Source organism: Variovorax sp. GW821-FHT10C12, from assembly GCF_059415405.1.
The window spans coordinates 289,177-306,113 of sequence record NZ_JBWKNE010000004.1 but is presented as its reverse complement, the minus strand read 5'-3'; the positions used below and the strand labels follow the sequence as shown (position 1 = coordinate 306,113).

Annotated in this window: 14 protein-coding genes; 8 read left to right on the top strand and 6 right to left on the bottom strand. The window is 70.0% G+C overall.

Annotated features, from left to right (window positions below):
* The first annotated feature begins 17 nt into the window (after nt 1-17).
* The 7 genes from AC07OH_RS20800 to AC07OH_RS20770 all read left to right on the top strand — a co-directional run bounded on the left by AC07OH_RS20800 (nt 18) and on the right by AC07OH_RS20770 (nt 7,004).
* The gene (locus AC07OH_RS20800; protein ID WP_369645950.1) at nt 18-1,151 is read left to right on the top strand and encodes a CaiB/BaiF CoA transferase family protein; all 1,134 of its coding nucleotides are present in this window, start codon (nt 18-20) and stop codon (nt 1,149-1,151) included.
* On the top strand, nt 1,148-2,062 hold the full coding sequence (locus tag AC07OH_RS20795; protein ID WP_495301965.1) for an ArgK/MeaB family GTPase: 915 nt from the start codon (nt 1,148-1,150) through the stop codon (nt 2,060-2,062). Before AC07OH_RS20800 ends, AC07OH_RS20795 begins: the two co-directional genes overlap by 4 nt.
* A complete protein-coding gene (locus AC07OH_RS20790; RefSeq protein WP_495301964.1) occupies nt 2,059-2,382 on the top strand; it encodes a hypothetical protein in 324 nt (107 codons plus the stop codon). Before AC07OH_RS20795 ends, AC07OH_RS20790 begins: the two co-directional genes overlap by 4 nt.
* Before the next feature lie 83 nt (nt 2,383-2,465).
* Nucleotides 2,466-3,659, top strand: a complete 1,194-nt coding sequence (locus tag AC07OH_RS20785) for an ABC transporter substrate-binding protein (protein WP_495301963.1) — start codon at nt 2,466-2,468, stop codon at nt 3,657-3,659.
* Nucleotides 3,660-3,711: 52 nt separating this feature from the next.
* Entirely contained in the window at nt 3,712-4,800 is a 1,089-nt protein-coding gene (locus tag AC07OH_RS20780) for an isopenicillin N synthase family dioxygenase (protein ID WP_369645954.1), read from the top strand.
* Between the two features lies 1 nt (nt 4,801).
* The gene (locus tag AC07OH_RS20775; RefSeq protein ID WP_495301962.1) at nt 4,802-6,238 is read left to right on the top strand and encodes an aldehyde dehydrogenase family protein; all 1,437 of its coding nucleotides are present in this window, start codon (nt 4,802-4,804) and stop codon (nt 6,236-6,238) included.
* A gap of 13 nt (nt 6,239-6,251) precedes the next feature.
* Nucleotides 6,252-7,004 (top strand): SDR family oxidoreductase, encoded by a 753-nt coding sequence (locus tag AC07OH_RS20770; RefSeq protein ID WP_369645956.1) that lies wholly within the window; start codon nt 6,252-6,254, stop codon nt 7,002-7,004.
* A gap of 13 nt (nt 7,005-7,017) precedes the next feature.
* Here the strand turns inward: AC07OH_RS20770 and AC07OH_RS20765 are convergent, their stop codons facing one another.
* From AC07OH_RS20765 to AC07OH_RS20750, 4 genes are read right to left on the bottom strand one after another with little or no spacing between them, the layout of a single operon-like run.
* Nucleotides 7,018-7,539: a Csu type fimbrial protein gene (locus AC07OH_RS20765; RefSeq protein ID WP_495301961.1), complete on the bottom strand. Its 522-nt coding sequence runs from the start codon at nt 7,537-7,539 to the stop codon at nt 7,018-7,020.
* Nucleotides 7,509-9,854, bottom strand: a complete 2,346-nt coding sequence (locus tag AC07OH_RS20760; protein ID WP_495301960.1) for a fimbria/pilus outer membrane usher protein — start codon at nt 9,852-9,854, stop codon at nt 7,509-7,511. Before AC07OH_RS20760 ends, AC07OH_RS20765 begins: the two co-directional genes overlap by 31 nt.
* Nucleotides 9,832-10,608, bottom strand: a complete 777-nt coding sequence (locus AC07OH_RS20755) for a fimbrial biogenesis chaperone (protein ID WP_495301959.1) — start codon at nt 10,606-10,608, stop codon at nt 9,832-9,834. The genes AC07OH_RS20760 and AC07OH_RS20755 overlap by 23 nt, the downstream gene beginning before the upstream one ends.
* Nucleotides 10,609-10,613: 5 nt before the next feature.
* Nucleotides 10,614-11,138 (bottom strand): Csu type fimbrial protein, encoded by a 525-nt coding sequence (locus AC07OH_RS20750; RefSeq protein WP_495301958.1) that lies wholly within the window; start codon nt 11,136-11,138, stop codon nt 10,614-10,616.
* Between the two features lie 396 nt (nt 11,139-11,534).
* On the opposite strand from AC07OH_RS20750, the gene AC07OH_RS20745 reads away from it, so the two are divergent.
* The gene (locus AC07OH_RS20745; protein WP_495301957.1) at nt 11,535-12,224 is read left to right on the top strand and encodes an EAL domain-containing protein; all 690 of its coding nucleotides are present in this window, start codon (nt 11,535-11,537) and stop codon (nt 12,222-12,224) included.
* 13 nt (nt 12,225-12,237) lie between these two features.
* Here the strand turns inward: AC07OH_RS20745 and AC07OH_RS20740 are convergent, their stop codons facing one another.
* Nucleotides 12,238-14,136 carry a GspE/PulE family protein gene (locus AC07OH_RS20740; RefSeq protein ID WP_495301956.1) on the bottom strand — a complete coding sequence of 633 codons (1,899 nt, stop codon included), beginning with the start codon at nt 14,134-14,136 and terminating at the stop codon, nt 12,238-12,240.
* Between the two features lie 48 nt (nt 14,137-14,184).
* Entirely contained in the window at nt 14,185-16,908 is a 2,724-nt protein-coding gene (locus AC07OH_RS20735; RefSeq protein WP_495301955.1) for a sensor domain-containing diguanylate cyclase, read from the bottom strand.
* Nucleotides 16,909-16,937 lie beyond the last annotated feature (29 nt).

Sequence of the window (16,937 nt, the reverse complement as noted above, 5' to 3'; positions counted from 1 at the left end):
AGCACGGAGGTACTCCTGTGAGCGCGGTTGGGCCGCTCGACGGCATCCGCATCATCGAGGTCGGCCACATGCTGGCCGGGCCGTACTGCGGCCTGATGCTGGCCGACATGGGCGCCGAGGTCATCAAGATCGAGACGCCCGAGGGCGACATCGCGCGCAGCGTCAGCCCGCACTTCATCGGCCCGCACAACGCCTACTTCGCCAGCCTCAACCGCAGCAAGAAGAGCGTGGTGCTCGACCTCGCCAGCACCGAAGGGCAGGAGGCGCTGGGCCGCATCGCCGAGACCTCGCACGCGGTGGTCACCAACCTGCGGCCCTCGGCGATCCGCAAGCTCGGCCTCACCTACGACGCCATGCGGCAGTGGAACGAGCGCATCGTCTGCGTGGCGCTCACCGGCTACGGCCTGGACGGCCCGCACGCCGACAGCCCCGCCTACGACTACGTGATCCAGGCGCTGACCGGCGTGATGGCGCTCACCGGCGACCCCGACGCACCGCCCACCAAGGCCGGCTACTCGGCCGTCGACAACTCGGCGGGGCTGGTGGCCGCCATCGGCCTGCTGGCCAAGATCGTGCAGGGCAAGGGCGGGCAGGTCGACGTCGCGATGTACGACGTGATGCTCTCGCAGCTCAATTACCTGGCCGGCGCCGTGCTCAACGCGGGAGAGACCATGGCGCGCCAGGCCGATTCGTCGCACCCCTACGTGGTGCCGGCGCAGATCTTCCCGACCGCCGACGGCTGGCTCACGCTCTTCATCACGCACGACAAGTTCTGGAAGATCTTCTGCGACGAGGTCGGGCATTCCGAATGGACCACCGACGCGCGCTTTTGCACCATGGCCGGCCGGCGCGCGCACCGCACCGAGGTCATCGCCGCCATCGCGCAGCTGCTGCGCGGCGCGCCGGCGGCCGAGTGGGTGCGGCGGCTGGTGCCGCTGGGCGTGGTGGCGGCCGAGGTCGGCACGCTCAACGACGCGTTGTGCGGCGACATCGCCACCGCGCGGCGGCTGGTCGTGTCGTTGGGCGACGGCAGCCTGCCGCTGCAGGCCGTGGCCAGCCCGGTGCGCTTCGACGGCTTCACGCCGCGCTACGGCCTGCCGCCGCTGCTCAACGAGCATGCGGACGAGGTGCTGGGCAAGGTGGCGGCATGAGCATGGATGCGGCGCCGCTCGATCGGTGGGCCTTGAGCCGCGAACTCACGCGGCTGGCCAACTCCGACCCGATGGCGCTGGCACGCGAGCCGCTGCGCGATCCGCCGTCGCATGCGGCGCGGCGTGTCGGCATCACCGGCGCGCCGGGCGCGGGCAAGAGCACGCTGGTCGGCCACCTGGCGCAGCTGCGCGCGCCGCGCGGGCGCCTGGGCGTGCTGGCCGTGGACCCGAGCAGCCCGAAGAGCGGTGGCGCCATCCTCGGCGACCGCGTGCGCATGGACGAGCTTGCGGGCAATGCGCAGCTGTACATCCGTTCGCTCGGCTCGCGCCGCACCGGCGACGGGCTGGCCGACAACCTGCCCGAGATGCTGGAACTGATGGACCGCTTCGGTTTCGACGAGGTGCTGCTCGAAACCGTCGGCGTGGGCCAGGCCGAGCACGCCGTGCGCGCGCAGGTCGACACGATGGTGCTGGTGCTGCTGCCCGACAGCGGCGACATCGTGCAGGCCATGAAGGCCGGCATCATGGAAATGGCCGACATCTTCGTGGTCCACAAGGCAGACCTGCCGGGCGCGCAGCGCATGGCGACCGACATCCGCCGCATCGCCACGATGGCGCGCCACGCCCCGGGCGACTGGGTGCCGCCCATCCTGCTGAGCGCGGCCGGCGACCCCGCATCGCTGCAGGCGCTGTCGGACACCATCGACCGCCACCAGGCCTGGCACGCGCAGGCGCCCGAGGTGCGCGCGATGGCCCGCGCACGGCGCGCGCGCTACCGGCTGCGTCGCCTGCTGGAGCTGCGCATCGGGCAGTTCATCGCGCGCCAGGACGGCGCCTTCTTCGACAGGCCCATCGCCGAGCAGCTGGTGCGGGCCGTGGCCGCGTTGCCGCATGCGCAGGAGGGCGCATGAAGCGCGACGCCATCCGCACGCTCAAGAAGTCGTTGCGCGCCGGCGGCGAAGCGCACGCCTCGCCGCAGCAGGCGCAGGACGCCGGTGCGGCGGCGCTCGCCTTGCTGGAGCGCAGCGTGGCCATGCGGCACGACCGGCTGGCGATCCAGCGGCTGCTCGACGCCGTTCGGCTGCGCGCCCCCGTCGCACCCGCGCTCTGGGCGCACTGCGAGGCCGTGGCGGCCCGCATGCCGGGGCCGGTGCGGCCGCAGATGTTGCAGCTGCTGCGCCACCAGTCGGCGCAGCGCGCAAGCGATGGGAGCCACGCAGCGGACCGATAGCGTTCGAAACCTACGACAGAAGAAGGAGACAAAAAATGCAAAAGCATGCGACGAAAACAAAAGAGATTCCAAGGACACCGCCCTTGCGCCGGCGCATCGCGGCGGCCGTGCTGGCTGCCGTGGCCGCACCGGCCTTTGCGCAGGGCAGCGACGACGTCGTGCGCATCGGCGTGATGGCCGACATGAGCGGCCTGTATTCCGACATGGGCGGCGCGGGCCTCGTGGAGGCCGTGAAGATGGCTGTCGCCGATGCGGGCGGCACCGTGAACGGCAAGAAGATCGAGGTGATCACCGCCAACCACTCGGCCAAGCCCGACATCGCCGCCACCAAGGCGCGCGAGTGGTTCGACACGCAGGGCGTGGACATGATCATCAGCGGGCCCAGCTCGGGCACCAGCCTGGCCATTGCGAAGATCGCGGCCGAGAAGAAGAAGGTCGTGATGGTGACCGGCGGCGTGGCCGCGCAACTCACCAACGAAGAGTGCTCGCCCTACACCGTGCACTACCTGTACGACACCGTGGCGCTGGCGCGCGGCACCGGCGCCGCCATGACGCGCCAGGGCGGCAAGAGCTGGTACTTCCTGACGGTGGACTACGCCTTCGGCGACTCGCTCGAGAAAGAGACCACGCAGGTCGTGCTGGCCAACGGCGGCAAGGTCGTCGGCAGCGTGCGGCATCCGCTGTCGGCCACCGATTTCTCGTCGTTCCTGCTGCAGGCGCAGGCCTCGAAGGCGCAGGTGCTGGGCCTGGCCAACGGCGGCGGCGACACCATCGGCGCCATCAAGGCCGCGCAGCAGTTCGGCGTCACCAAGTCGATGAAGATCGCCGGCCTCATGCTCTTCATCACCGACGTGCATGCGCTCGGCCTGAAGCTCACCAGCGGCATCAACCTGACCGAGGCCTGGTACTGGGACACCGACGAGCGCTCGCGCAAGTGGTCGGCCCGCTTCTTCGACAAGATGAAGAAGATGCCCACCAGCATGCAGGCCGCCAGCTACTCGGCCGCGCTGCAGTACCTGAAGGCCGTGGGCGCCGCCGGCACCGACAGCTCCGACCCGGTGATGACGCAGCTGCGCACGCTGAAGATCGACGACATGTACACGTCCAACGGCCACATCCGCGGCGACGGCCGCATGGTGCACGACCTGCAGCTCATGGAGATCAAGAGCCCGGCCGACTCCAGGCGCCCGTGGGACTACTACAAGCCGGTGCAGCGCATACCGGGCGAGCAGGCCTTCGCATCGAAGGCGGAATCGAAGTGCAAGAACTGGAGTTGAGGCGGCCGGACCCTGCCCACCCACCCTTTCCAACCACAGGAGACAAAAGACCATGACAGCCAACCCCCGTGCCATCCCTCCCACCGTCGCACCGTCCGAAAAGGTGAAGGCCGCCATCGCGGCCGCGAAGGAGCTGCCGCTGCTCGATGTCGGCCCCTACCTGGCCGGCGAGCCCGGCGCGCTGGAACAACTGGCCGCCGACGTGAAGCTGATCCAGGAGAACCTGGGCTTCTTCGCCATCGTGAACCACGGCATCCCGCAGTCGCTCATCGACGAGTCGTTCGCGCAGACCGCCAAGCTGTTCGAGCTGTCGATGGAAGAGAAACTGCGTCACCGCGTCGGCTACCACCACCAGGGCTACCTGCCGCCGAAGTCGTCGATCCTGAAGTCGACCGCCATCATGGAAAAGATCGCGGTCAACACCAAGAAGGACACCAACGCCGCCTGGCTCTTCATGCGCAACCGCGACGCCGACGACCCCAAGGTGCGCGCCAACGTGCGCCACCGCGGACTGAACCAGTGGCCCGAGAGCCTGCCGGCCTTCAAGGCCGCGCTGCATGCCTACCAGAGCGCGATGGAAAAGCTCTCGCTGAAGCTGCTGCCCATCTACGCGCGTGCGCTCGGCCTGCGCGCCGAGCACTTCGATCCGATGTTCAAGGCGCCCGAGTACTACCAGCGCTGCGCCTACTACCACCCCGAGGAGCACATGGACGAAGGCCAGTACGCGCTGGCGCCGCACTCCGACGGCAGCTTCCTCACGCTGCTGCCGATGACGCCGGTGCCGGGCCTGCAGGTGATGACGCCGGCCAAGGAATGGCTCAAGGTGAGCTACGTGAAGGATGCGCTCATCGTCAACACCGGGCAGGTGCTCAACCGCCTGTCGAATGACCACTTCATTGCCACGCCGCACCGCGTGGTCAACCCGCCGATGAAGCGTTATGCGCTGACCTTCTTCTTCTACCCGGACGACGACGCCAGCGTGGCGCCCATTCCCGAGTGCATCGCACCCGGCGAGCAGGCGCGCTACGACACGCGCTCGTTCTACGACTTCTTCGTGCCCTACCTGGACGACCTGTACCACTACAACGACCCCAACTTCATGAAGGAGGTCGAGCCCGCCGGCGTGACCGCGCAGGCCTGAGATGAAACGCCAGATGTTGATCGACGGCCGCTGGGTCGATGCGCGCGCGGGCGAGACCCTGGCGGTGCTCGACCCGTGCAGCGCGCAGCCCTTCGGCACCCTCGCCCGCGGGCGGGCCGAGGACGTGGACCTGGCGGTGGCCGCCGCGCGCCGCGCGCTCGACGGCGCCTGGGGCCGCATGACGGCCACCGAGCGCGGGCGCATCCTGCAGCGCCTGGCGCAGCTCATCCTGGCCAACGGCGAGGCGCTGGCGCAACTGGAGGCGCGCGACACCGGCAAGCCGATGGCCGTGGCGCGCGCCGACGCGGCGGCGGTGGCGCGTTACTTCGAGTTCTACGGCGGCGCGGCCGACAAGGTGCACGGCCAGACCATTCCGTACCTGAACGGCTACAACGTGAGCGTGGTGCGCATTCCGCACGGCGTGACGGCGCACATCATTCCGTGGAACTACCCGGCGCAGATGATGGGCCGCACGCTGGCGCCCGCACTGGCGATGGGCAACGCGGCGGTGGTCAAGCCGTCGGAGGACGCGTGCCTGAGCGCCCTCAAGCTTGCCGAGCTGGCGATGGAGGCCGGCCTGCCGCCGGGCGCGCTGAACATCGTCACCGGCCTGGGCACCGAGGCCGGCGCCGCGCTCACGGCGCACCCGGGCATCGACTTCGCGACCTTCACCGGCTCGCCCGAGGTCGGCATGCAGGTGCAGCAGGCCACCGCGCGCCACCACGTGCCCTGCGTGCTGGAGCTGGGCGGCAAGTCGCCGCAGATCGTGTTCGACGACGCCGACCTGGCCAAGGCCGCGCCCGTCATCGTGCGCGCCATCGTGCAGAACGCCGGCCAGACCTGTTCGGCGGGCAGCCGGCTGCTGGTGCACAAGGGCATCTACGACCGCTTCGTCGACACCATCGCGACGCACTTCGCGGCGCTGAAGGTCGGCACCCCGGAGCAGGACCTGGACTGCGGGCCGATGATCAACGCGCGGCACCAGGCGCGCGTGCAGGCCATCGTGCGCGAGGCGGTGGCCGAAGGCGTGCCGCGCCTGGCCGAAGGCCGGCTCGCGGACGGCCTGTCGCCCGAAGGCTTCTTCGTCGCGCCCGTGCTCTTCGGCCCGGTGCCGCGCACGCACCGGCTGGCGAGCCAGGAGATCTTCGGCCCCGTGCTCGCGGCGATGCCCTTCGACGACGAGGACGACGCGGTGCAGCTGGCCAATGCCACCGAGTACGGCCTGGTGGCCGGCGTGTGGACCGAGAACGGCAACCGCCAGGCGCGCATGGCGCAGCGGCTGGCGAGCGGGCAGGTGTTCATCAACTGCTACGGTGCGGGAGGCGGTGTCGAGCTGCCCTTCGGCGGCGTGAAGAAGAGCGGCTACGGCCGCGAGAAGGGTCTGCTGGCGCTCGAGGAGATGAGCACCACCAAGACCGTCGTCCATCACTACGAATAAGGAAACCAACACCATGTCGATGCTGAACCAGAAGACGGCGATCGTCACCGGGGCGGGGAGCGGCTTCGGCGCCGCCATCGCCCGCGCGTACGTCGCGGCGGGCGCGAAGGTCGTGCTGGCCGATATCAACCTGGAGGCCGCGCAGGCGGTGGCCTCGGCGCTGGGCGACAACGCCATGCCCGTGGCCTGCGACGTGACGCGTTTCGAGCAGGTGCAGGCGCTGGTCGAACAGGCGAGGGCGCGTTTCGGCGGGCCCGACATCGTCATCAACAACGCGGGCACCACGCACCGCAACCAGTCGATGCTCGAGGTCGACGAGGCCACCTTCGACCGCGTGTTCTCGGTGAACGTGAAGTCGATCTATCACATGGCCCGCGCCGTCGTGCCGGTGATGAAGGCGAACGGGGGCGGCGTGATCCTCAACGTCGGCTCGGTCGGCGCCATCCGGCCGCGGCCCGGCCTCACCTGGTACAACAGCTCGAAGGGCGCGGTGCGGGTCATGACGAAGTCGATGGCGGTCGAGCTCGCGCCCGACGGCATCCGCGTGAACCTCATCGCGCCGGTGATGGCCGCCACGGGCCTGCTGCAGGACTTCATGGGCGTGGCCGACACGGCCGACAACCGCGCGCGCTTCGTCTCGACGATTCCGCTGGGGCGCATGTGCGATCCGGAAGACGTGGCGAATGTCGCGGTGTTCCTGGGCAGCCCGCAGGCGCGCTTCCTGACGGGGGTGGAGATGCCGGTGGACGGCGGACGGTCGATCTGAGCGTGCTGCTGTCTCAGTACGTCACGGTCACCGTGATCGTGCTGCTGTAGGGACCCGGTGCCACGTACTGGCCGGCCGGAATGCGGCCGTAGACGGTGTGGGGGCGTGGCGTGGTGGTGCCGCCGATGGCCGCTACCGCGCTGTAGCTGTCGCTGACGCTGTTGAGGCCCCAGACGGTGCTGCGCGCGTTGGTGGTGTAGAGGTTGTAGCCCAGCGGCGTGGCACCGACCGGGCCCACCATCTGCCGGCTGGTGATGTTGCCGGCCGAGCCCGCGTCCAGGCTGATCGTGAACGACAGCGTCACCAGGATGCCCACGCCCGTGACCGTGCCGGCGACGGTGACGGTCGAGGTGTTGTCCTTGGGCGTCGCGGCGGCGGGGTCGTAGTTGCCGAAGGCCAGCGTCGTCGCGCTGACGGTGGCGCTGCAGCCGAAAAGACCCACGCCCGTGCACCCGGCCAGCGACGCGCCCGGGGCCAGCAGCCCCGCCAGCGCCAACGCGGCGGTCAGCGCGGGGACGACGACACGGGTTCGCATCGGTAAGGTCCCATCGAAGGCAGTGCGCCGGCCGCGCGATCGGGCGCGCCGAGCGTGAAGCGGCAATGACCGTTCTTCCATCGCGCCTCGAAGCGCTCGTTCGGCTGCGGGTCGTCGACCGACACGAGGCCATGGAAGCCCGACAGCAGCGAGGTGCCGCGCGCCGACCGCATCACGTCGATGCCCGGTGGCAGCGGGCTGCCGTCGGGCAGCAGCACCGTGACGTTCGCCACCGTGTCGCGCGCGATGTCGAAGCTGGCCTGCGCCACGCCCTTGTAGCGCGGCACCACGCGCAGCACGTCGCTGCGCACCTGGGCCTCGATCGACAGGTCGCCGTTGTCGATGCTGATGTGGTTCGGCTCGTAGGCGCGCAGGCCCGAGACGACGGCGCGGCCTTCGCTGTCGGTGGTGGTCCAGGGCTGGTTCTCGCGGTAGACCTTCACGCCCGCGGCGCCGGGCACGGTCACGAGCGCGAAGGCGTCGTCCGACTGGCGCGTGGCAAAGCCCACGCCGCCCGCAAGACCCACGGCGCCGCTGGCGCGCAGGCGCACCGCGGTCTGGCCCTGCGCGCGCGCCGCTTCGGCTGCGAGCGTGCCGTAGCGACCGCGCCAATCGACGCCGGCCTCGCTGCGCGCGTTCTCGCCGTCGGCGGCGCGCAGCCGGTAGCCCCAACCTTCGTCGCTGGGCGGCTGCTGCACCCACTCGGCCACGGCCGAATGGCCGCCCGGTTTCTGCTGCTGCACCGAGAGCGTGGCGTGCCGGCGCTCGCCGAGCGAGAAGGTGAGGCTCACGCTCACCGAGGTGATGGACGGCTTGCCGTCCTGGCGCGTGCGGGCCACCGAGGTGCCGAGCCAGGCGTTGCCGCCGAGGCCGATCGACCAGCTGGCGGTGGTCACGCCGATGTGCTCGCCGGTGGTGTAGCGCAGCCGCGTGTGGCTCGCACCCAGCGTGCCGTAGCGGCCCAGCGAGCGGCCTGCGAAGAGTTGGGTCTGTGCGTCGGTGTGCACGGGGCTGTCGTGCCAGGCGATCTGCGTGAAGCCGCGGCTGGCCACCTGGCGGCTCACCGAGAAATTCCATTCGTCGCTGGTGCGCGTGTAGGCGGCGCGCCAGAGGCGGCCGCTGTCGCCGTCCCTGCTGCGGCTGGCGGCGCCGTGCAGTGAGAGTTCGCCGAGCGTGCCCCAGACCCAGGTCACGCCGGCGCCCGCGGTCTGGCTGCGCGCGCTGGCTTCGCCGCGTGTCTCGACGGTCACGCTGTCGTTCACGCCGTACCGCCACGTGCCGGCGACGAAGGGCGGGCCGTAGTCGAAGCTGCGCTCGCCGTAGCGCAGGCGCGTCCAGCCGGCGTCGAGCGAGTAGTCGGACAGGCCCGCGCGCAGCAGGTTGGAGCTCACGTAGTAGGGCGTGGTCACGGTGCGCTGCACGCCCAGCGCGTCGGTGACGGCAAAGCGCATCTCGCCCGCGCCGGTGAGCACGGGCACGTCGCTGAGCGCGAACGGGCCGGCGTCGACGCGGCGCTGGTAGCGCAGCGTGTCGTTCACATACACCTCCACCGCCGACGGCACGGCCGCACCGCCGCGCAGGCTGGGCATCGGGTAGCTGATGAAACCGGGCTGCAGCCCGAAGCGCGTGCCGAACTGCACGCCGCCGAAGCGAAAGGGCGTGGACCACGCAGAGGCCTGCGTGACCGAATCGCCCACCGTGAGGCGCGTGAGCCGCGCGGGGTCGTCGCGGCGGAAGTAGCTGTCCAGCCGCGTCGTGCCGCGCCCGCCGAACGCGGACTGCCCGGCGACGACGCTCGTGCCCACCAGGCCCCAGTCGGCCGACGCCGCCGCATCGAAGTAGCCCGAGGCGCGCGTGCCTTCGCGGTCGTGCTGCAAGGCCAGGTCGTAGTTGAGAAAAGCGCCGAAGGCCGAGGCCGACAGCGGCGGGCGGTCGCCGGTGTACGCCTGCATGGTGCCCAGCGTGAACGCTTCGGCGGGCACGCTGAGGTCCACGCTCTGCGCACCTTCGTCGAGCTGCAGCTGTGCGCCGGGCAGCGCGCGCAGGTCGTAGTAATCGGTGCCCTCGCGCCGCAGCGCCGCGGTGGCGGGCCGCACTAGGCGCCAGGCCGCGAAGTCGGATTCCGCCGCCAGCAGCTGCGCACCGCGCCGCAGCAGCGGGCGCGGCGCCGGCTGGGTCAGGCCGTTGATGCGCACGTCGAGGATCGCCGGCTGCACCTCGCCGCCCGCATCGGGGGCCCCCGTCTGTGCGCAGGCCACGCGCAAGCCCAGCCAGCCGCAGCAGACCCAGAGGCTAGCGTGGCGTGGCAGGCGCACGGGGCACGCGCACGGTGGCGCTGGACGACGCCTCGGGTGCATCGGTGGCGGCCTCGATCTGCAGGCGGGTGTCGGGGGGCAGGGCGGGCAGCTCGATGTCGATGCCGGCCGACTGACCGGCCAGCGCGTACTGCGACAGGCTCTTGCGCAGCAGCTCGGTGCCGTCCTCGCGGCGCACCACGAGCTGCGTGACCTGGATGTGCTCGCTGCCCTGGTTGTCGAACACCAGCTTGTAGTGTCCGCCGCGCTCGGCCTGCAGCGACCATTGCAGCGCGCGGCGCGGCTGCAGCGGCGGCACGAACACCGGCACGCCGATGCGCAGCAGCGTCTGCACCTTCGCGCCCTCGGCGCCGTCCGCCGGCAAGGCCTGGTCGCGCGGCAGCTGGCGAAGAAAGATGCGGTAGCTGCGCTCCGCGGCATCGGCCGGCACCTGCAGCCCGAGGCGCACGATCTGCCGCCCGCCCGGCGGCAGGCGGAAGATGGCCGGGTTGACCAGCACATCGCGCGTGGGTTCATAGGCATCGCGTCCGTCCTGCTGCGACCACGCCACCACCTCGGCCTGCACCGCGACCTCGGTGTCTTCGGCGTTGCCCATGGTGAGCGAGGCGACCGGGCGCTGCGGCGTGAGCACGATGCGCAGCGGCGCCACGCTGAGGCTGGCGGCGGCAGCGGGAAGGGGCGCCAGCAGCAGGCCCGCCCACAGGGCGGACCCCAGCAGGAAGGTGCGGCGCATGCCGTGCAGGCTGAGCGTCAAGCCGGTCAGTAGGTCAGCGTGACCGTGATCGTGTCGACGTAGTCGGTGGCCGGCGCCGCGGCGTACTGCCCTGTGGGAATCTGGCCGTAGATCGTCTGCGTCTGGGGCAACCCGCTGCCGGTGTAGCCGGTGCCCGAGACGCTGTTGTCCCAGTTGGTCAGGTGGCCGCTGTCCTTGAACAGGCCATAGTTCAGCGTGTTGTTGCCCGCGGCGGCCGAGGTGCTGGTCATCAGGCGGTTCGCCACCGTCCCGCCGCCTGCACTCAGGCCGAGCGAGTAGGCCGTGCCGAAGGTGCAGGTGACGTTGAGGCTGGTGGTGGCGGCCAGCGCGGTGGCCGCCGCCGGGTCGTACGGTCCGAACGCCAGCGTGGCCGGCGTGCTCATCAGGCAGGCCTTGAGCACCGTGGCCGTGACCTGGAAGGTCGTGGTCGCGGCGGCCGCCTGCGCGGACGGCGCCAATGTCAACAAGGCGCCGACGGGCAGCACGGCGCGGGCCAGGGTGCGAAGGACGGGGCGGAGCAGGTGGCGCATCGGATGGGACCTTTCATCGGTGGACTGGAAACCCAGGAACGACAGTGAAAATCCACCCACCGGTTTCGGTAGCGGGCGCTCCCTTTCTAACCAATCTCCCCCCGGTGGGACAGGGGGCATACATCCACTGTCCCAAAGCGGCTACAGATTTTTCTGATAACGGGAAAACCCACGAGTAATTTCGGCCTACAACCCCCGCGGACGCAGGCCGCATGCCAGCACGCGACGGGTCGGTTGTCTGCCGACGGGTGTGCGTGCGGTGTATAGAACCGTTTACATTTACGCCCTGGGAGGCGCCACCTGACGCCATTGCAACCTTGCCTGCGAGGTCTTCGATCCGTGATCGCCGAAATACATGCTGATGCCGCGCCTGCTGGCCTCGCCTCGGGGTTCACCATGGCCTTTCAGCCCATCGTGGACCTGGGCCGGCACGAGATCTATGCGCACGAGGCGCTGGTGCGCGGCCTGTCGGGCGAAGGCGCGGCCGAGGTGCTGGGGCGCGTCGATCCGGTCGACCGTTTCGCCTTCCACGAAGCCTGCCGCGTCAAGGCCATCGAGATCGCCTCGGGCCTGGGCATGAAGTCGCGCCTGAGCCTCAACGTCATGCCCAACGACGTCGCGGGGCAGGCCGAGTGCTTCCGCACCGCCATGGCTGCCGCCAAGCGCTGCAAGTTTCCGGTGCGCCAGCTGATGTTCGAGATCACCGAGGGCGAGCGTGTGCGCGACCTGCACGGCCTGGCCGACACCTTCCGTGCCTTCAAGCGCCACGGCTTCACCTCGGCCATCGACGATTTCGGCGCGGCCTACGCCGGCTTCGAGCTGCTGGCCGCGTTCCAGCCCGACGTGGTGAAGATCGACCTGAGCCTGATCCGCGGCATCCATGCCGACCCGGTGCGGCTCACCATCGTGCGGGGCTTCGTCGCGACCTGCGACGAGCTGCAGATCCGCGTGATCGCCGAAGGCGTGGAGGCGGCCGAAGAGGTGCGCGCCTTGCGCGAGATCGGCGTGGAACTGTTTCAGGGCTACCTGTTTGCGCGGCCGGCCATCGCCACGCTGCCGGCGGTGGCGTGGGACGCCGCCGCCTGAGCCTTTTCCCGCGTCAGACGTTGCTGGTCGCGCGCACTTCCTCGAGCGTGGTCCGGCCGGCCAGCACTTTTTCGATGCCGTCCTGACGCAGCGTGCGCATGCCCTCGCGCATCGCGGCGTCCTGCAGCTCCTCGGCGCGCGCGCCGCCCTGCACCAGCCGGCGCAGGCCCTTCGACATCACCATGAGTTCATGGATGCCCAAGCGGCCCTTGAAGCCGGTGTCGTTGCAGTGCTTGCAGCCGGTGCTCGTGTAGGTCTGGATGTGCCCGTCGCGCCCGTAGCGCTGCAGCCACTCGGCGCGCACGGCGTCGCGCGCGGCCGGCGTGTCCTGCGCGCCGAAGGCGTGCATGTAGTCGGCCAGCAGCTCCTCGACCGCCTCGCTGGTCGCCGGGCGGCTTTGCACGCACTGCGGGCACAGGCAGCGCACCAGCCGCTGCGCCAGCACCGCCAGCAGCGAGTCGGCGAAGTTGAACGGGTCCATGCCCATGTCGAGCAGGCGCGTCACGGTTTCGGGCGCGCTGTTGGTGTGCAGCGTCGACAGCACGAGGTGGCCGGTGAGGGAGGCCTCGATGGCAGTCTTCGCGGTCTCGGCGTCGCGGATTTCGCCGACCATGATCACGTCGGGGTCGGCGCGCACGAAGGCGCGCAACGCCTTGGCAAAGGTCCAGTCGATGCGCGGGTTGACCTGCACCTGGCGCAGGCCCGGCTGCGTGATCTCGATGGGGTCCTCGGCGGTCCAGATCTTGCGCTCGGGCGTGTTGATGCGCATGAGCGCCGAGTGCAAGGTGGTGGTCTTGCCCGAGCCCGTGGGGCCCACGCACAGCACCATGCCGTAGGGCCGGTCGACCGCCTGCGAGAGCTGCGCCAGGTTGCGCTCGGACAGGCCCAGCGCATCGAGCGCAATGGGCTTGGCCGAGGCCAGGATGCGCATCACCACGTCTTCTAGGCCGTTGTTGGTCGGGATGGTGGCCACGCGCAGCTCGATGCGGTGCTGCGGCGAGTACTTCGAGAAGTTGATCTTGCCGTCCTGCGGCTTGCGCTTTTCGCTGATGTCCAGGTCGCACATGATCTTCACGCGCGCGACCACCGCGTTGCGGTAGCTGGGCGGCAGCTCCAGGTAGGTGTAGAGCCGGCCGTCGCGACGAAAACGGATGCGCGTTTTTTCCTGCCCCGGGTCGCTCTCGATGTGGATGTCGGAGGCACCCTCGCGGTGCGCCTCCAGGATCATGCTGTTGATCATGCGCACCAGCGAGTTGTCCGACTGCTCGACGGGCGCCTCGCCGGCGGCGGGCGCGGCGGTCGACTCTTCCTTCTCGAGCGTCTTCAGCAGCGTGCTGGTGCCCGTCATGTCGAATTCGAGCGGGCGCATCGGGTCGTTCATGTCGATCACCGGCCGGTCGGCCGCCACCTGGCCGACCTTCTCGTAGGCCTTGTGCAGCACGCCGTCCAGGTCCAGGCACTGGCCCAGCACGGGAATGATCTTCGTCTGCGCAATGAACTCCACCTCGTCGATCACCGCGTGCCGGTTGACCGGGTCGTCGAGCGCCACCACCAGGCGCCCACCGTGCAGCATGAGCGGCATCACCTGCAGGCGCCGCGCGGCCTCGTGGCCCACCTTGCGCAGCGCGTCGGCCGCGGCCGGGAACACATGCAGGTTCACCAGCGGGTAGCCCATCTTGCGCACCAGCGCGGTCTGCAGCTGGCCGCGGCTCACGACGCCCATGCGCACCAGCGTCTCGCCCAGCGGCACCGTGGGCTCGCGCTGCTGCTGCTGGAGTGCCGCGTCGAGTTGCGCCTGCGTGATCATGCCCAGCGACATCAGCGCCTGGCCGATGCGCGCGATCGGCATGCGGCTTTGCAGGTCGAGCTCCTGCACGAGCTGTTCGGGCATGACGACTTCGGTGGCTGCCATGGATGGGTCTCCTGGTGGGGGTGAGGGGGCGCGGCGGGTGTGCCGACGCTAACGGTAAAACGCGAAACGGTTGCGGCCCTGCGACTTGGCCGCGTAGAGCGCCGTGTCCGCCCGCGCGAGCAGTTCGCCGGCGCCGACGCTGGCATCGACCGTCTCGACGAACACGATGCCGATGCTGGTCGTGACGTCCAGCCGCCGGCCTTCCACGGGGAATGCCGGCGCCGCGATCTGCGAGACGATCTTGTGCGCCACGCCCGCCACCGCGTCCTGCGAGTGCACGTTCTCCAGCACGATCACGAACTCGTCGCCGGCCAGGCGCACCACGGTGTCGGTCTCGCGCACGCTGGCGCGCAGGCGGCGCGCATATTCGGCCAGCACGCCGTCGCCGGTGGAGTGGCCGAGGGTGTCGTTGATGGCCTTGAAGTGGTCGATGTCCAGGAACATCAGCGCCATGCCGCCTTCGGCGCGGCGCACGCGCGACATCGCCGCGGGCAACTGCTCGTTGAAGGCCAGCCGGTTCGGCAGGCCGGTCAGCACGTCCATGCGCGCCAGCTCGATGAGCTTGCGCTCGGCCTCCTTCAGCGCCGTGACGTTGAAGGTCATGAGGTAGAAGCCCGGCACCCGGCCTGCCAGGTCCTTGTCGGGGATCAGGTTGACCTGGAAGTGCGCCTCGCGGTCGTTCACCGGCACCTGCACCGCGTACTGCGTGGCCTTGCCGGCGAGCACCGTGGGCAGGTGGGGCGTGTGTTGCATGTACACCGTCTCGCCCACGGCCGAGCGCAGCGTCACGCCCTCGAGCGGCGCGCGGTCGTCCAGGCCCGCCATGCGCCGCGCGCGGCTGTTGCCGTACAGGCAGTTCTCGTCGCGGTCGAAGTAGGCCACCAGCGCCGGGATGTTGTCGGTCACGTCGCGCAGGCGCTTTTCCTGCTGCGTGAGGGCGCGGCGGATGTTCACTTCGTCGGTGATGTCGAAGGTCATCGCGAACACGCCGTGCACCATACCCTCGGCGTCCTGGTCGGGGATGTAGTGGGCCTTGAAGGTGCGGTCGCCGATGCCCAGCGCGACATCGCCGGCCTTCTCGATGATGACCGTCTCGCCCGCCAGCGCGCGCTCCATGTAGGGCCGCACCACCGCGAAATCGGCCTCGCCCCGCACCGCTGGCATCCACCGGCCGACCAGCGGGTCGCCGCGGTGCAGCGTGCGCACCTTGGCGTTGACGAAGGTGTAGTGCAGCGTGGCGTCGACGTGCGAGACCAGCGCGGGAATGTTGTCGGCGATGGTGCGGATCTGCGCCTCGCTGTGCGCCAGCTCGAGCTCGATGCGCTTGCGCTGCGTGATGTCGAAGGTCATCGCGTAGTAGCCGCACACCTGCCCCTGCGCGTCGAGCTCGGGGATGAGGTCGGTCTGGAAGAAGTGCTCTTCCTCGTCGCGGTGCGCGGCGCCGCGCCGCTCGAAGGACACGGCCTCGCCGGACAGCACGCGGCGCAGGCTGTTCTCCAGCGTCGGGTCGTCGTGCAGGCCGCTCATGCTCTGCACGGGCTGGCCCACCAGTTCTTCGGCGCTGTAGCCGAGCTCCTCGCACAGCCGCGCATTCACGAAGGTGTAGCGGCCCTGCGCATCGGCGTGCGAGATCATGGCCGGCAGGTTGTCGGTGATGTCGCGCAGGAACTTCTCGCTGGCCTGGTGCTGCTGCATGAGCCGGTCGAAGGTGCGCGAGAGGTCGCCGATCTCGTCGTCCGGGTAGGTGCGCGCCACGGCCGCCTGCGTGGGCGCCGCGTGGGCGTCGAGCATGTGGCGGTGCAGCCCGGTGAGCGGGCGCAGCTGCTGGCGCACCACGGCCAGCGCGAGCGCGCCGGCCAGCACCGCCAGCACGATGGCGCCGATCCACGCGCTGCGCTCGATGGCGTCGATGCGGGCAAAGGCCTCGTGGCGCGGGTACATCGAGCCCATGATCCAGTCGGTCTGGCGGATGCGCTTGAAGGCGTACAGGCCGGGCACGCCCGCATGGTTGACGCCTTCGATGGTGCCTTCGAAGCCGCCGATCGCGCGGTCGAGGTCGGGCGCGTCGTCGGCCATGGCCATGTTGGCCTGCTTGAGCACGCGGTCGGCCAGCGGGTGGTCGATCACGACGCCGTCGGCGGTGGTGATGAACACGTAGCCCGTCTGGCCGAAGCGCACGTCGGCCAGCTCGCCCAGGATGTTGCGCTCCTTCAGGTTGATGGAGCCGGAGATCACGAACAGCACCCGGCCGGCCGCATCGAGCACGGGCTCGGTGATGGCGACCTGCGCCAGGCCGTTGAGCCGGTTGCGGTAGGGCTGCGAGATCAGGCCGGTGCGCGCGGCGACCGTGTCCTTGAAGTACGCGCGGTCCTTCACGTTCACCTTGCCGATCTGCTGCGCGCCGTTCAGGTTGGCGACCAGCTCGCCGTCCGTGTCGAGGAAGGCGACGTTGTCGAACGCCGCCCGCAGGGACTGGTGCTTTTCGAGAAAGGGCTGCAGCGGCGCGGCGCTTGTGATGCCGTGCGAGCTCACGCTTTCGGCGACCGTCTTCAGCAGGATGCGCCGGCTCGCGAACTTCTGCTCCACCGCGCTCGCGATGGCCGACAGCCGCGCGAACTCCTCGTTGGCGATCGAGGCCTGCATGCGGTTCTTGACCAGGTGCAGCGCCACCGTGGCGATGATGAAGGTGGTGGCCAGCACGACGGCCGCAACGCCGACGCTGAGGCGCGTGTTCAGGCTGATGCGGCGTTTCGCGGTCGCGAAGAGTTTCATGGGCGTCGTGCGGGCGGTGCAGCGAAGCG

Coding starts and splice junctions, on each gene's coding strand:
- AC07OH_RS20795 (WP_495301965.1), top strand. CDS start 1,148: ATGAGCATGGATGCGGCGCCGCTCGATCGGTGGGCCTTGAGCCGCGAA.
- AC07OH_RS20790 (WP_495301964.1), top strand. CDS start 2,059: ATGAAGCGCGACGCCATCCGCACGCTCAAGAAGTCGTTGCGCGCCGGC.
- AC07OH_RS20780 (WP_369645954.1), top strand. CDS start 3,712: ATGACAGCCAACCCCCGTGCCATCCCTCCCACCGTCGCACCGTCCGAA.
- AC07OH_RS20775 (WP_495301962.1), top strand. CDS start 4,802: ATGAAACGCCAGATGTTGATCGACGGCCGCTGGGTCGATGCGCGCGCG.
- AC07OH_RS20770 (WP_369645956.1), top strand. CDS start 6,252: ATGTCGATGCTGAACCAGAAGACGGCGATCGTCACCGGGGCGGGGAGC.
- AC07OH_RS20765 (WP_495301961.1), bottom strand. CDS start 7,539: ATGCGAACCCGTGTCGTCGTCCCCGCGCTGACCGCCGCGTTGGCGCTG.
- AC07OH_RS20750 (WP_495301958.1), bottom strand. CDS start 11,138: ATGCGCCACCTGCTCCGCCCCGTCCTTCGCACCCTGGCCCGCGCCGTG.
- AC07OH_RS20745 (WP_495301957.1), top strand. CDS start 11,535: ATGGCCTTTCAGCCCATCGTGGACCTGGGCCGGCACGAGATCTATGCG.
- AC07OH_RS20740 (WP_495301956.1), bottom strand. CDS start 14,136: ATGGCAGCCACCGAAGTCGTCATGCCCGAACAGCTCGTGCAGGAGCTC.
- AC07OH_RS20735 (WP_495301955.1), bottom strand. CDS start 16,908: ATGAAACTCTTCGCGACCGCGAAACGCCGCATCAGCCTGAACACGCGC.